This is a genomic window from Nocardioides aestuarii (genome assembly GCF_039527245.1).
In the GTDB taxonomy this organism is placed as follows: Bacteria; Actinomycetota; Actinomycetes; order Propionibacteriales; family Nocardioidaceae; genus Nocardioides; species Nocardioides aestuarii.
The window spans coordinates 1,297,244-1,311,081 of record NZ_BAAAJT010000002.1; the positions used below are offsets into that span (position 1 = coordinate 1,297,244).

Genomic DNA, 13,838 nt, shown 5'->3' on the forward strand with positions numbered 1-13,838 from the left:
GTCGGTTGTCCACAGGCCGCTTTCCCGGGGGTGTCCTGCGGTCAGCTCGCTCGCTAGGTTCGAGGCAGTCTCTCGGGAGGGCTCCTGATGTCCGTACGACGCACCGCCGCTGCGGTTCTCGCCGCCGGCCTGCTGCTTGCTGGGTGCAGCGACGACCCCGAGCCCCAGTTCGAGCCCACCGAGTCGCCGGCGCCGACCGAGTCCTCGTCGTCTGCTGCACCCGAGGCGCAGAGCCCAGAGGAATTCATCCGTGAGTGGGTGGCTCTCGACAATGAGATGACCAAGTCAGGCGACACCGCCGCCTTCCGCGCAGCCTCGGTGGGGTGCGATCCGTGCAACTCCTACGCCGACCGCATTGAAGACATCTACGCATCTGGAGGCTTCGTCAACACAGATGGTCGCCAGGTAATGAGCGTTAAGAAGGCCGAATTACGTGGCGCCTACGAACTTAAGGTCGATTCGTCGCCAACTAAGTACCGAGAGCGCGCCGGAGGAAAGATCAAGTCACTTCCAGGGGGCGATCTAACTTTCCGCTTGGTGCTACGCAAGCGCCAAGGAGACTGGATCGTGGCCGACGAGGTCCAGCTATGAGGGCCATCACGATCTCACTTCTCGCCTCGATTCTCCTCACTGTCATGATCGCCAACGGCGCCAGCGCCGACCCCGACGTTCAAGGCGACTTGCATGGCATTGAGGTCGTTGACGAGCAGGACGGCTCGTCGAGCGCGATCTCACCCACGACTGGCGCCTCCAGCAACGTCGTCTATAGCCTCGAGAGCAGGTGCAAGGTAGGCGACACCTGCACCCGCGCAGAACGCATCTGCCCGACCGCAGACGGTGGGGTCGGCACTTGGTATCTGGTCGTCGAGACCAATCTCGACACTGGCGAAACGGACCACATCGGCATTCGGTGCTTGAGCCGAGAGGATGCCCCGCCTCCTCGTCGACAGATCACTCCCGACATGGTCAGGCGCGCATTCGAGCGGCTCAGCTGGCCGACGTCCGAGCTCCAGCTCCAGCCACCGGACGGGCAGACGCTGATCAACTTCGACACCAACTTCTTCACCGACAACACCGCCCCGACGACCCGTAGCGTCACCCTGCTCGGCCAGCAGGTCGAGATCGAGGCGACGCCGAGCGGCTACACGTGGGACTTCGGGGACGGCGCGAGCCGGACCACCAGCAGCCCCGGCGCGGCCTACCCGGACCTCGACGTCACCCACGAGTACGCCAGCGAGGGCAGGGTCAGCCCGAGCGTGGCGACGACCTACCAGGGGCGCTACCGGATCAACGGCGGCGGTTGGCAGCAGATCCCGGGCACGCTCACGCTCCCGGGTGAGCCGGAGGCGCTGCGGGTGCGCAGCGCAAGCCCGCGGCTGGTCGGGACCGCCAGCTACTGACCCTTGATCCCCAGGAAGACCCGGGCCTCAGCCGGGGTCATCGGGGTCCGCTGGGCGATCCGGCCGAGGTCGGCGACGCGGGAGACGAGCTGGCTGTTGTGCTCCACGGGCACACCGCGAGCGAGCGTGAGGACGTCCTCCATGCCGACCCGCAGGTGGCCGCCCTTCGACAGCGAGGCGAGGGCGACCGAGAGGGTCGAGCGGCCGATGCCGGTCGCCGACCACGAGGTGACGTCGGCCGGCAGGTCCCGGACGGCGGCGACGAGCGCGTCGGTCGTCCCGTTCATGCCGCCGGGCACACCCATGACGAGGTCGCAGTGGACGCGGCCGCCGTAGGGCAGGCCGTACTTCGTCAGCAGCCGCGACAGCGCGTGGACCTGGCCGAGGTCGAACAGCTCGAACTCCGGCACGACCTCGCGCTCCTGGCTGAGCTGGTAGAGCTCGCAGACGAACGGCCACGGGTTCGAGAAGACGTCGTCGCCGAAGTTCGTCGTCCCCATCGTCAGCGAGCACGAGTCGGGCTCCGCGTCGAGGACCCGGAGCCGGTTGTCGAGCGGGTCGTGGACGGAGCCACCGGTCGAGAGCTGGACCACGAGCGACGACGCGTCGCGGACCGCCGCGACCCACTCGCGCAGCAGGCCGAGGTCGAGGGTCGGCTTGTGCTCGCCGTCGCGCACGTGGATGTGGATCATCGCCGCACCGGCCGCCTCGCACGCCGCCGCCGTCTCGGCGATCTCCTCGGGCGTCGTCGGCAGCTGGGGGCAGTCCTCCTTGGCCGTCTCCGCACCCGTCGGGGCGACGGTGATCAGGAGCCGGTCGGCGGGCACGTCAACGTTCACGCCCGGCAGACTAGACCCATGCGTGCGGTGATCCAGCGGGTGCTCTCCGCCTCCGTGACCGTCGACGGCGAGGTCGTCGGCGCGATCGACGAACCGGGCCTCCTGGTCTATCTCGGCGTCACCCACGACGACGGCGACCGCGAGGTCAGGTGGACGGCCGGCAAGATCCGCGACCTGCGCCTGCTCCGCGACGAGCAGTCGGTCGCGGACTCGGGCGCGCCGGTCCTGGTCGTCAGCCAGTTCACGCTCTACGGCGACGGCCGCAAGGGACGTCGGCCGACCTGGGCGGCCGCCGCCCCGGGGCCGGTGAGCGAGCCGGCGTACGACGCGGTCTGCGCCGCCCTGCGCGCCGACGGGCTCCACGTCGAGACCGGCGCGTTCGGCGCCGACATGCGCGTCACCAGCGTCGGCGACGGCCCGGTCACGCTGATCGTCGAGAGTCCGTGACGGCGGCGCCGCGCAGCGCGTCGGCGACCCGGTCAGCCACGGCCTGGGTCGCGGCGCGCCCCGTGCGGCTCACCCCGACGAGGTGGACGAAGCCGTGGAGCTGGTCGGGGAACCGCTGCAGCTCGAGCCCCACCCCCGCGTCGGCCAGCCGGCGGGCGTAGGTCTCGCCCTCGTCGCGCAGCGGGTCGAACCCCGCCGTGGCGACGTACGCCGGCGCGACCCCGGCCGGGATCTCGGCCAGCACCGGCGAGGCCCGCGGGTCCTCGGCGTCGCCGTCACCCACGAGGAAGTGGGCCGACACCTCGTCGAACATGTGCTGGGTCAGGACCAGCCCGTGGTTGTAGCGCCGCCGCGACTCGGTCCCACCGCGCGAGTCCGCCGCGGGATAGATCAGCGCCTGGAAGGCGAGCGGCAGCCGCTCGCGCGCCGCCACCAGCGCGACGTACGCCGCCAGCGTCCCACCGGCAGAGTCCCCGCCGACCGCCAACCGACCGGGGTCGGCGTCGAGGGACGCCGCATTGGCGACGACCCAGCGGAAGACAGCCGCGCCGTCGTCGAAAGCAGCCGGGAAGGGGTCTTCGGGACCGAGCCGGTAGTCGACCGACAGCACGCGCACCCCGGACCGCTCGGCGATGAAGCGGCAGGCGGGGTCGTGGGTGTCGAGGTCGCCGTAGAGGAAGCCGCCGCCGTGGTACCAGACCAGCAGCGGTCCGACCCCGCTCGCGCCGGTCGGGGTGTAGAGCCGGCCGCGGCGGTCGCCGACGGCGAGCTCGCGGACCGACCCGACCGGCTGGTCGCCGCCGGCCAGGGCGGTCTGGCGCCGGTAGAGCTCACGCGACCCGGGGACCGGAAGCGCCCCGAGCTCGGGCTCGCCGGCGAACCGGATCAGTCGCAGCATCGCCTGGAGGTCGGGGGCCAGGGTCTGGCCCTCGCAGCGCAGCGGGCGGCCACCGATCGCCCGCAGCAACGGGCCCGGCAGGCCCAGCACTGCGCGGAACAACGGGGCCTCGATCCGAGCGGGCAGCTTCATGGGCCGCACGCTAGCCCGAGCCGGGAGAAGGGTCACCCTCCGTTCACCTGTCGGTGACATCATGAGACGCATGAGCACCCTCGACGCCGACGACACCGACGAGCTGCTGGTGGTCGAGGGGCAGACCGACGGGGCGGCGTACGCCCCGGACGAGGCGATGCTCGAGGCGGTCGCCAAGCACGACGACCGGTTCCTCGACCGCGAGATCTCCTGGCTCCACTTCAACCAGCGGGTGCTCGAGCTCGCCGAGGACCCGCGGGTCCCGCTGCTCGAGAGGGCGAGGTTCCTCGCGATCTTCGCCAGCAACCTCGACGAGTTCTTCATGGTCCGCGTCGCCGGCCTCAAGCGACGCATCGCCGCGGGCGTCGCCGTACGCGCGGCGTCCGGCCTGATGCCGCGGGAGGTGCTCGAGGCGATCTGGGCCGAGACCGGCGAGCTGACCGCCCGCCACGCGGCCCTCTTCCGCGACGAGATCGTGCCGGCGCTGCTCGACCACGGCATCCAGCTGGTCCGCTGGGACGACCTCGACAAGGACGAGCAGAAGGCCTGCAAGAAGCTGTTCAAGGAGCGGATCTTTCCGGTCCTGACGCCGCTCGCGGTCGACCCCGCCCACCCGTTCCCCTACATCTCGGGGCTCTCTCTCAACCTCGCGGTGCTCGTCCGCAACCCCAAGTCGGGCAAGGAGCACTTCGCCCGCGTGAAGGTGCCGCCGACGTTCTCCCGGTTCGTCAACGTCGGCAACCAGCGGTTCGTGCCGATGGAGGACGTGATCGGCGAGCACCTGCGCCGGCTCTTCCCCGGCATGGAGGTGCTCGAGGTCCACAGCTTCCGCGTCACCCGCAACGAGGACGTCGAGGTCGAGGAGGACGACGCCGAGAACCTCCTCGCCGCGCTCGAGAAGGAGCTGCTGCGGCGCCGGTTCGGCCCGCCGGTGCGGCTCGAGGTCGAGGAGACGATCAGCCCCGCCGTGCTCGAGCTCCTCATGAGCGAGCTCGACATCTCCAGCGACGAGGTCTTCCAGCTCCCCGGCCCGCTCGACCTCACCGGCCTCCACGACATCGCCGACCTCAACCGCGAGGAGCTGAAGTTCCAGGCGTTCATCCCGAGCGCCCACTCCCACCTCGCCGAGGTCGAGTCGGCGGCGCCGGTCGACGTCTTCAAGGCCGCCGCGCGTCGCGACGTGCTCCTCCACCACCCCTACGACTCGTTCGCGACGAGCGTCCAGCGCTTCATCGAGCAGGCCGCGGCCGACCCGCACGTCCTCGCGATCAAGCAGACCCTCTATCGCACCTCCGGCGACTCCCCGATCATCGACGCCCTCATCGACGCCGCCGAGGCCGGCAAGCAGGTGCTGGTCATCGTCGAGATCAAGGCCCGCTTCGACGAGCAGGCCAACATCCGCTGGGCGCGCAAGCTCGAGCAGGCCGGCTGCCACGTCGTCTACGGCCTGGTCGGCCTCAAGACCCACTGCAAGCTGGCGATGGTCGTGCGCGACGAGCCCGACGGCATCCGCCGCTACGTCCACATCGGCACCGGCAACTACAACTCCAAGACCGCCCGCCTCTACGAGGACATCGGCATCATCACCGTCGACGAGGCGATCGGCGAGGACGTCGCCCACCTCTTCAACAACCTCTCCGGCTACAGCCGCAAGGCCTCCTACGAGCAGCTGCTGGTCGCCCCCGACTCCGTCCGCAGCGGCCTGGTCGAGCAGATCTACGGCGAGGTCGAGCACCTCCGCGCCGGCCGCCCGGCCCGGATCCGGATCAAGGCGAACTCGATCGTCGACGAGCAGGTCATCGACGCGTTGTACGTCGCGTCGCAGGAGGGCGTCCCGGTCCAGCTGCTGATCCGCGGCATCTGCGCGCTGCGCCCCGGCGTCCCCGGTCTGTCGGAGAACATCGAGGTCCGCTCGGTGCTCGGCCGGTTCCTCGAGCACAGCCGCGTCTTCTGGTTCGAGAACGGCGGTGAGCCGCGGGCCTGGATCGGGTCGGCCGACATGATGCACCGCAACCTCGACCGCCGCGTCGAGGTCCTCGTGAAGTTGCCCGGCGAATCGAACGTCGCCGAGATGCGGCGGCTGCTCGACCTCGCCTTCGCCGACGACACCTCCGCCTGGCTGCTCGACGCCGACGGGCGCTGGCACCGCAACGAGGGTGGGACCCACCTCCACGAGGCGCTCATCGAACGGCAGCGGCGGCGGCGTACCGGACTCTGAACGGCGGCCGTTTGCGCCGGCCGGAAGTTCACCCCCTAGTCTGTGTGCGTTCTGCTCCGCCCCGCTAGGAGTTCACCGTGGGACTGAAGTTCCGCCCCGTAGACGCGTCGTTCTACGACCTCTTCGCCCAGTCCGCCTCCCACCTCACCACCGGCGCCTCGCTGCTGGCCGAGATGCTGGCCGAGGGCAGTGACCGCGACGACGTCGCGCGCCGCATGCGCGAGGCCGAGCACGAGGCCGACGAGACCACCCACGCCATCGTGCGGCGGGTGAACAGCACGTTCGTCACGCCGTTCGACCGCGAGGACATCTACTCCCTCGCCTCGGGGCTCGACGACATCATGGACATGATGGACGAGGTCGTCGACCTCGTCCTGCTCTACGGGGTGCAGGAGCTGCCGGCGGGCTTCGACAAGCTCGTCGAGGTGATCCAGGAGTGCGCCCGCATCACCGCCGAGGCGATGCCGCGGCTGCAGTCGATGAAGGACCTCGACGAGTACTGGATCGAGGTCAACCGGCTCGAGAACGCCGGCGACAAGACCTACCGGCGCACGCTCGCCAGCCTCTTCGACGGCCGCTACGAGGCCCTCGAGGTGCTGAAGCTGAAGGACATCGTCGAGTCGCTCGAGGCGGCCATCGACTGCTTCGAGCGGGTCGCGAACATCGTCGAGCAGATCGCGGTCAAGGAGTCCTGACCCGATGTTGCTCGCGATCATCATCGCGGTGGTCGTCGTCGCCCTGGTGTTCGACTACACCAACGGCTTCCACGACGCGGCCAACGCCATCGCGACCTCCGTCTCGACCGGCGCGCTGACCCCCCGCGTGGCGCTCGCCATGGCGGCCGTCATGAACTTCGTCGGTGCCTTCCTCGGGCAGAAGGTCGCCCACACCGTGTCCGACACGATCTCGCCGCCGTCCGGCGTCCACGGGCTCGTGATCGTGATGGCCGGCCTGCTCGGCGCCATCACCTGGAACCTCATCACCTGGTACTTCGGGCTCCCCTCGTCCTCCTCCCACGCCCTCATCGGCGGCCTGGTCGGCGCCGCGGTCGCGGCGAGCGTCGGTGTCGCGTGGTCGGTCGTGCTGGAGAAGGTCGTGATCCCGATGATCCTGTCGCCGCTGGTCGCCTTCGGCCTCGGCTTCGCGGTGATGGTCGCGATCATGTGGATCTTCCGCAACGCCAACCCCGGCAAGGCCAACCGCGGCTTCAAGGTCGCCCAGACGGTCTCCGCCGCCGCCATGGCCCTCGGCCACGGCCTCCAGGACGCCCAGAAGACGATGGGCGTGATCTTCCTGGCCCTGGTCACCGGCGGCTACGTCGCCTCGGAGGACAACGGTGGCCAGCTCCCGCTGTGGGTGATCATCGCCGCCGCGACCGCGATCTCACTCGGCACCTACTCCGGCGGCTGGCGGATCATGCGGACCCTCGGCCGCCGGATCATCCACCTCGACCCGCCCCGCGGGTTCGCCGCCGAGTCGGTCGCCGCGTCGGTGCTCTACACGACGGCGTACGTCTGGGAGGCCCCGATCTCCACGACCCACACCATCACCTCGGCCGTGATGGGCGTCGGCGCCACCAAGCGCCTCTCGGCCGTCCGCTGGGGCGTCGCCCGCTCGATCCTCACCGCCTGGGTCCTCACCTTCCCGGCCGCCGGCCTCGCCGCAGCCCTCTGCTACTGGGTGGCCCACTTCTTCATCGAGGTCCTCTGACGGAGTGGCCTCGCGCGGGACGTCATACGAATTGGTCGCTATGACGCCCGGTCCGTATGACGTCCGGGCCAGCCGGCCGCCGTGAGGGCCTGCTCGACCTGGGAGAAGAAGTCGTCAGCAGCGATCCGGAGACCCAGCAGTGGCAACCGCAGGACCACGTCGCCGCCCAGCGCGACGCTGTTGTGACGCAACGCGTCGTCGACCAGGTTCTGCGCCCAGCTGTGGTGGATGCCGTCGACCTCCAGCACGACGCCCCACTCCTCCCAGCGCACGTCGAGATAGATGGTTCCGCGCGGTCCACGTCTGACGACTTGCCGTGATGGCTCCGGCAGGCCTCGGCGCCGGCACTGCCGGGCGACGTCGAGCTCCCCGAGCGACCGGACGCCGGCCAGCAGGTCGAGGACCAGCGCCTGCAGGAGCCGGCGTCGCTTGTCCCTCTTGACCCGCAGCATCTCGCGACCCACCGCGCCCACCTCGGCAATGCCCTGTTGGACGGCCATCGTCATCACGAGCGCAGCCTGGGCGTCCGACCGCGCCCAGAGACCGGCGCGCACGGCGGCGACCGCCGGCCTGGCCCGGGGTACGCCGCCGCCGGGCGACAGGTCGTCAGGGTGCCAGCGGCGGGTCTGACGGATGTCGAGGCCGCGGCCTCGGCGTACGCGCGCACCCCGCGGCACGGACACGCGGATCCGGTCGACGGCGAACTTCGTGAGCCCGGCGGCCTCCAGCGCGGAGGCGCCGTCGAGGAACGCGCGCGGGCCGGCCTCGAAGACCGCGGCCCAGTGGCGCGCGGCCCGGTGCGGGTCTCCGGTGAAGACCAATACCGACTGGCTACCCCACCGCTGCCAGCGGCCCGCGCGGATGTTGGCGCGCACCTCCGCCCGCGTCACTCCCGTGGCATAGAGCTGGAGCCTCGACACGACGCCGTCCTGGCGCCGGGCGAGCGCCTCGGCACGGCGACGCCGAGCGGCACGGTGGGCGGCTGCCGGTCGTTCGTCCATGCCCGAAGCCTCACCGCGCCGCCCCGTCCGAAACCGGGCTCGCGACGATCTGTGGAGAAGCCCCGAAACGTCATACGGTCCGGTCGCCATGGCGACCGGACCGTATGACGTCCGCAAGCGGCGAAGCCGCAGGTTCAGCCGAAGCGGCCGGAGATGTAGGCCTCGGTGGAGGGCTCGTCGGGGTTGGCGAACATCTTCGCCGTGGGGTTGTACTCGACGAGGTGGCCGGGCTCGCCGGCGGCCTTGAGGTTGAAGAAGCCGGTGTAGTCGCTGACGCGCGCGGCCTGCTGCATGTTGTGGGTGACGATGACGATCGTGTACTCGGACTTCAGCTCGTGGATGAGGTCCTCGATCGCCGAGGTCGAGATCGGGTCGAGCGCGGAGCAGGGCTCGTCCATCAGCAGCACCTGCGGGCGTACGGCGATCGCGCGGGCGATGCAGAGCCGCTGCTGCTGACCGCCCGAGAGTCCCATGCCGGGCTTGCCGAGCCGGTCCTTGACCTCGGTCCACAGGTTGGCGCCCTTGAGCGACCGCTCGACGATGTCGTCGGACTCGGACTTCTTCATCCGCTTCGCGTTGAGCTTGTTGCCGGCGAGGACGTTGTCGTAGATCGACATCGTCGGGAACGGGTTGGGGCGCTGGAAGACCATGCCGATCTGGCGGCGCACCTCCACCGGGTCGACGTCGGGCCCGTAGAGCTCCTGGCCGTCGACGACGACCTTGCCCTCGACCCGGGCGCCGGGGATGACCTCGTGCATCCGGTTGAGGGAGCGCAGGAAGGTCGACTTGCCGCAGCCGGAGGGACCGATGAACGCGGTGACCGCGCGGGCGCGGATCGTCATCGAGACGCCCTCGACGGCCTTGAAGTCGCCGTAGTAGATGTCGAGGTCGGAGACGTCGATGCTCTTGGCCATGTCTGTGATTCTCCTCCGTCAGCGCCCGGTCTTGGGGGCGAAGTAGCGGCCGACCGCCCGGGCCAGCAGGTTGAGGCCCATGACGATCGCGATCAGCACGAGCGCGGCGCCCCAGGCGCGTTCGCGCCCGAACTCCGGCGGGATGCCCGGCTGGGTGTACGAGTAGTAGATGAAGACCGGCAGCGTCGCCATCCGGTCGGCGAAGGCGTTGAAGTTCGTGCCGTCGGTGTCGCCGGCGATGATCAGCAGCGGCGCGGTCTCACCGGCCACGCGGGCGACCGCCAGCATCACGCCGGTGAGGATGCCGGCCATCGCCGTCGGCAGCACCACCTTGGTGATGGTGCGCCACTTCGGCACCCCGAGCGCGTACGACGCCTCGCGGAGCTCGTCGGGCACCAGCTTGAGCATCTCCTCGGTCGAGCGCACGACGATCGGGATCATCAGGACCGACAGCGCGAGCGACCCGCCGAAGCCCATCCGGATGCCGGGCCCGAAGATGATCACGAACAGCGCGAAGGCGAAGAGGCCCGCAACGATCGACGGGATGCCGGTCATGACGTCCACCAGGAAGGTGATGACCTTCGCCAGCGGCTTCTTCCGGCCGTACTCGACGAGGTAGATCGCGGCCATCACGCCGACCGGCACCGAGATCACGGTCGCCCAGAGGGTGACGATGAAGGTACCCATGATCGCGTGGTAGATCCCGCCGCCCTCGCCCACGACGCTGAACATCGAGGCGGTGAAGAACTCCACCGAGATCGCCGGCAGCCCGTTCTTGAGCACGGTCCACACCAGCGTCACCAGCGGGATCATCGCGATGATGAACGCCGACCAGATCATCGCCGACATCAACCGGTCGGTGGACTTGCGGGGACCCTCGACGACGCGCGACCAGGCCGGCAGCGCGAAGAAGTAGACCAGCCCGGCCACGACGGCGGCACCGAAGGGCCCGAAGCCGACCAGCAGCATGAGCAGGGCGCCGACGGCGAGCGAGGCGCCCAGGACCAGCCACGGCGCCCAGCGGGGCAGCTGGGGCCGGACGATCGGGAGCGTGGCGCGGTAGTCGGCCATCTCGGTCTCGGTCGTGGTCATCAGCGCTCCTCCTTCACGGCGCCGCGGGCCGCGATCGCACGGCCGAGGAAGTTGACGCCGAAGGTGACGACGAACAGCACCAGGCCGCTGAAGATCAGCACGTTGACGTCGACGCCCGTCGCCTCGGGGAACTTCAGGGCGATGTTGGCGGCGATCGTCGAGGGGTTGACGCTGGAGATCAGGTTGAAGGTGACCACGCCGGTGGCCGAGAGCACCATCGCGACGGCCATCGTCTCGCCGAGCGCGCGGCCCAGGCCGAGCATCACGGCGCTGACCATGCCGCTGCGGCCGTAGGGGAAGACCGTCATCCGGATCATCTCCCAGCGGGTCGCGCCGAGCGCCAGCGCCGCCTCCTGGTGGAGGGTCGGGGTCTGGGCGAAGATCTCGCGGCAGATCGCGGTGATGATCGGGAGCGCCATGATCGCCAGCACGATCGACGCGGTCAGGATCGAGCGCCCGTTGGGCGGCCCCTCGAAGAAGGGGAGCCAGCCGAGGTTGTCGGCGAGCCAGCCGTAGGCGTCGTAGACGCGGGGGCCGAGGAAGCCGATGCCCCAGAGGCCGTAGACCACGGACGGTACGGCGGCCAGCAGGTCGATCAGGTAGCCGATCGGCTTCGCGAGCCGGCGGGGCGCGTAGTGCGAGATCACGAGCGCGAGGCCGATGCTCAGCGGCGTCGCGATCAGCAGCGCCAGCGCCGCGGCCAGCAGCGTGCCGAACAGCAGCGGCCAGACGTAGACGAGGATGTTGTCGCCGCCGATCTCCTCGGGGGAGGCGGTGATCGCGGGGACGCTCTCCAGCGTCAGGAAGATCGCGACACCGGCCAGGGCGACGAGGATCGTGATCCCGGCGCCGCGGGCGAGGCTGGCGAAGACGACGTCACCGCGCCGGCGTACCGGTGCGGGGGCTGTGGGGGCCTGGACTGACACCCTGTGCTTCCTTCCCTGGGGCCTGGCGGCCCCTTGTTGCTACATCATGGCGGCGGCCCCGCCCGGTGATCCACCGGGCGGGGCCACCGGTGGGATCAGCCGACGCTGATGCCGTCCACGATCTCCTGCGCCTGCGAGGCGAGGTCCGGCGACAGCGGCGCGGAACCGGCGTTCTCCGCGGCGGCCTGCTGGCCCTCGTCGCTGACGATGTAGGCGAGGTAGCCCTTGACCAGCTCACCCTCCTCGGCGTCGTCGTAGGTCGTGCACGCGACGAGGTAGGAGGTCAGCACGATCGGGTAGGTGCCGGACTCCTCGGTGTTGTAGTCGAGGTCGAAGGCCATGTCGGTGTCGATACGACCCTCGGTCCGCGGCGAGACCTCGAGGATCTTCGCGGCGGCCTCGGCAGTGGGGCCGACGAACTCGTCGCCCACGCCCACGTTGGCCTTACCCAGGTCGCCGGCCTGGCTGGCGTCGGCGTAGCCGATGGTGTTGGTGCCGTTGGTGACGGCGGAGACCACGCCCGAGGTGCCGTTGGCGCCCTCACCGGCGTCGATCGGCCACTCCTCGATCGAGCCGTGGGGCCACTCGTCCTCGGCGACCGTGCCGAGGTAGTTGGTGAAGTTGCCGGTGGTGCCGGACTCGTCGGAGCGGTGGACCGCCGTGATGTTCTCGCTCGGCAGGTCGGCGTCCGGGTTGTCCTCGGCGATGGCCGGGTCGTCCCACGAGGTGATCTCGTTGTTGAAGATGCTGGCGAGGGTCTCGGGCGAGAGGTTGAGCTCGTCGACGCCCTCGACGTTGAAGATCACGGCGATCGGGCTGACGTAGTTGGGGACCTCGATGTAGTCGCCACCGCAGCGCTCGGTCGCACCGTCGATCTCGCCGTCCTCCTCCGAGAGGTGGGAGTCGGTGCCGGTGAAGGGGTAGCCGCCGCCGATGAACTGCTCGCGGCCACCGCCGGAGCCGATCGGGTCGTAGTTGACGACCACGTCGGGGTTCTCGCCCTGGAAGCCGGCACGCCAGGCGTTCTGGGCGGCCTCCTGCGAGCTGGCGCCACCGCCGCTGAGAGTGCCGCTGAGGCCGCTCTCGGAGCCCTCCGAGCCGGAGCCGCCGCCCTCGTTCGAGGCGGAGCAGCCGGCGAGGGCCAGCGTGAGGGCCGCGATGCCGGGGACGATCGCCCGGCGCATGGAAGTGCGAGTCACTTCAGTTCTCCTGATGAGTGCTGTGTCGGTCTGACAGTCCATCTGACACGAGGAACGTAGGGAGCCGAGGTGACCGGACCCGCGGCCGTCGGTGAACGCGAGGTGAACGAGGTCCGGCGACTTCCCCACATCCGGCCGGACGTGAGACGGCGGTCACGTGAACGGCCCCCGGAACCGGCCTCAGGGACGCTGGTGGACCTCGGTCGCGACGACCTTGCCCTTGCGGTGGTGGACGACGAGCATCCCGGCCGGCTCGAGCTTCTCGTCGGGGATCCCGACGGCCGCCCAGATCGCCGGCAGCACCGGCCGGTGGGTGCACAGGACGACCCCGGCCGGGTCGTCGAGCAGCTCGCCGACGACCTTCGCGACCTTCTCCGGGGTCGCGCCCTCCTCCGAGAGCTTGCCGCGGGCCTCGAGCTCCCACTCGGTCGTCTCGGCGAACGGCTGGACGGTCTGGACGCAGCGGGCGCTGCTGGAGCTGACGACGCGCGTGACGTCGTACGCCGCGAGCAGGCCGACCAGGCGCTGCGCCTGGTCGTGCCCGAGCTCGAGCAGCGGCCGCTCGGTGTCGGGCTTCTTCGAGCCCCAGCTCTTGCGCGAGCGCGCCTTCGCGTGGCGGAGCACGACGAGCGAGCGGGTCTTCTTCCGCAGCTTCCGCGCCTCCACGAGCGTCTCGCGGTCGTGGGGGTAGGTCAGCTTCGCCAGCGCCTTCTCGTAGGGCACCCAGCGGACCTGGTCGATCTCCTCGTTCGGCTCGTAGCCCGACACGTCCTCGTCGGAGACCGCCCAGCCGACCCAGTAGTGGACGAGCTTGTGACGCCCGCCGGAGACGGGGTAGCGCTGGTCGGACAGCGGCGGGCCGAGCCGAACGTGGAGGCCGGTCTCCTCCCAGACCTCGCGGACCCCCGCGACGGTGGCGTGCTCGCCGGGGTCGAGCTTGCCCTTGGGGAAGGACCAGTCGTCGTAGCGGGGGCGGTGGACGAGCAGCACCTCAGGACCTGACTTGAAGACCACGGCGCCGGCGGCGACCACGTCCCTGCGCTGGGGCATGGCAGTAGTCTC

14 protein-coding genes are annotated in these 13,838 nt (G+C 70.2%); 6 read left to right on the forward strand and 8 right to left on the reverse strand.

What is annotated here, in order from left to right:
- Positions 1-87 precede the first annotated feature (87 nt).
- Both ABD091_RS06730 and ABD091_RS06735 read left to right on the forward strand, forming a co-directional pair.
- Entirely contained in the window at positions 88-591 is a 504-nt protein-coding gene (locus ABD091_RS06730; protein ID WP_343916678.1) for a hypothetical protein, read from the forward strand.
- Between the two features lie 371 nt (positions 592-962).
- Entirely contained in the window at positions 963-1,400 is a 438-nt protein-coding gene (locus tag ABD091_RS06735) for a PKD domain-containing protein (protein ID WP_343916680.1), read from the forward strand.
- On the opposite strand, the gene ABD091_RS06740 is transcribed toward ABD091_RS06735, so the two are convergent.
- Positions 1,394-2,239, reverse strand: coding sequence for a beta-keto acid cleavage family enzyme (locus tag ABD091_RS06740; protein ID WP_343916681.1), 846 nt, complete (start codon positions 2,237-2,239; stop codon positions 1,394-1,396). The genes ABD091_RS06735 and ABD091_RS06740 overlap by 7 nt on opposite strands.
- Positions 2,240-2,257: 18 nt before the next feature.
- Here ABD091_RS06740 and dtd point away from each other — a divergent pair, with 18 nt between their 5' ends.
- Complete coding sequence (gene dtd / locus ABD091_RS06745; RefSeq protein WP_343916683.1) at positions 2,258-2,686, forward strand: D-aminoacyl-tRNA deacylase; 429 nt, start codon at positions 2,258-2,260, stop codon at positions 2,684-2,686.
- Here the strand turns inward: dtd and ABD091_RS06750 are convergent.
- Positions 2,661-3,716, reverse strand: a complete 1,056-nt coding sequence (locus ABD091_RS06750; protein WP_343916684.1) for an alpha/beta hydrolase — start codon at positions 3,714-3,716, stop codon at positions 2,661-2,663. The genes dtd and ABD091_RS06750 overlap by 26 nt on opposite strands.
- A 157-nt stretch (positions 3,717-3,873) precedes the next feature.
- On the opposite strand from ABD091_RS06750, the gene ABD091_RS06755 reads away from it, so the two are divergent.
- The 3 genes from ABD091_RS06755 to ABD091_RS06765 all read left to right on the forward strand — a co-directional run bounded on the left by ABD091_RS06755 (position 3,874) and on the right by ABD091_RS06765 (position 7,644).
- The gene (locus ABD091_RS06755) at positions 3,874-5,934 is read left to right on the forward strand and encodes an RNA degradosome polyphosphate kinase (protein ID WP_343920904.1); all 2,061 of its coding nucleotides are present in this window, start codon (positions 3,874-3,876) and stop codon (positions 5,932-5,934) included.
- Positions 5,935-6,011: 77 nt separating this feature from the next.
- On the forward strand, positions 6,012-6,629 hold the full coding sequence (locus ABD091_RS06760; RefSeq protein ID WP_343916686.1) for a DUF47 domain-containing protein: 618 nt from the start codon (positions 6,012-6,014) through the stop codon (positions 6,627-6,629).
- Between the two features lie 4 nt (positions 6,630-6,633).
- Positions 6,634-7,644, forward strand: coding sequence for an inorganic phosphate transporter (locus ABD091_RS06765; RefSeq protein ID WP_343916688.1), 1,011 nt, complete (start codon positions 6,634-6,636; stop codon positions 7,642-7,644).
- 38 nt (positions 7,645-7,682) lie between these two features.
- On the opposite strand, the gene ABD091_RS06770 is transcribed toward ABD091_RS06765, so the two are convergent.
- The 6 genes from ABD091_RS06770 to ABD091_RS06795 form a co-directional block, all read right to left on the reverse strand.
- Positions 7,683-8,645 carry a hypothetical protein gene (locus ABD091_RS06770; RefSeq protein ID WP_343916690.1) on the reverse strand — a complete coding sequence of 321 codons (963 nt, stop codon included), beginning with the start codon at positions 8,643-8,645 and terminating at the stop codon, positions 7,683-7,685.
- Positions 8,646-8,779: 134 nt separating this feature from the next.
- Positions 8,780-9,559 carry a phosphate ABC transporter ATP-binding protein PstB gene (gene pstB, locus ABD091_RS06775; protein WP_343916692.1) on the reverse strand — a complete coding sequence of 260 codons (780 nt, stop codon included), beginning with the start codon at positions 9,557-9,559 and terminating at the stop codon, positions 8,780-8,782.
- A gap of 18 nt (positions 9,560-9,577) precedes the next feature.
- On the reverse strand, positions 9,578-10,651 hold the full coding sequence (pstA, locus tag ABD091_RS06780) for a phosphate ABC transporter permease PstA (protein ID WP_343916694.1): 1,074 nt from the start codon (positions 10,649-10,651) through the stop codon (positions 9,578-9,580).
- Positions 10,651-11,577 carry a phosphate ABC transporter permease subunit PstC gene (gene pstC, locus ABD091_RS06785; protein WP_343916696.1) on the reverse strand — a complete coding sequence of 309 codons (927 nt, stop codon included), beginning with the start codon at positions 11,575-11,577 and terminating at the stop codon, positions 10,651-10,653. The genes pstA and pstC overlap by 1 nt, the downstream gene beginning before the upstream one ends.
- Positions 11,578-11,672: 95 nt before the next feature.
- Complete coding sequence (locus ABD091_RS06790) at positions 11,673-12,776, reverse strand: phosphate ABC transporter substrate-binding protein PstS (RefSeq protein WP_343916698.1); 1,104 nt, start codon at positions 12,774-12,776, stop codon at positions 11,673-11,675.
- Positions 12,777-12,956: 180 nt separating this feature from the next.
- Entirely contained in the window at positions 12,957-13,826 is an 870-nt protein-coding gene (locus ABD091_RS06795; protein WP_343916700.1) for an NUDIX hydrolase, read from the reverse strand.
- Positions 13,827-13,838 lie beyond the last annotated feature (12 nt).

Bases quoted from the DNA above. Each gene is read 5' to 3' on its own strand.
- ABD091_RS06795 (WP_343916700.1), bottom strand. From the start codon at position 13,826: ATGCCCCAGCGCAGGGACGTGGTCGCCGCCGGCGCCGTGGTCTTCAAG.
- pstA (WP_343916694.1), bottom strand. From the start codon at position 10,651: ATGACCACGACCGAGACCGAGATGGCCGACTACCGCGCCACGCTCCCG.
- dtd (WP_343916683.1), top strand. From the start codon at position 2,258: ATGCGTGCGGTGATCCAGCGGGTGCTCTCCGCCTCCGTGACCGTCGAC.
- pstB (WP_343916692.1), bottom strand. From the start codon at position 9,559: ATGGCCAAGAGCATCGACGTCTCCGACCTCGACATCTACTACGGCGAC.
- ABD091_RS06735 (WP_343916680.1), top strand. From the start codon at position 963: ATGGTCAGGCGCGCATTCGAGCGGCTCAGCTGGCCGACGTCCGAGCTC.
- ABD091_RS06755 (WP_343920904.1), top strand. From the start codon at position 3,874: ATGCTCGAGGCGGTCGCCAAGCACGACGACCGGTTCCTCGACCGCGAG.
- ABD091_RS06730 (WP_343916678.1), top strand. From the start codon at position 88: ATGTCCGTACGACGCACCGCCGCTGCGGTTCTCGCCGCCGGCCTGCTG.
- ABD091_RS06770 (WP_343916690.1), bottom strand. From the start codon at position 8,645: ATGGACGAACGACCGGCAGCCGCCCACCGTGCCGCTCGGCGTCGCCGT.
- ABD091_RS06765 (WP_343916688.1), top strand. From the start codon at position 6,634: ATGTTGCTCGCGATCATCATCGCGGTGGTCGTCGTCGCCCTGGTGTTC.
- ABD091_RS06750 (WP_343916684.1), bottom strand. From the start codon at position 3,716: ATGAAGCTGCCCGCTCGGATCGAGGCCCCGTTGTTCCGCGCAGTGCTG.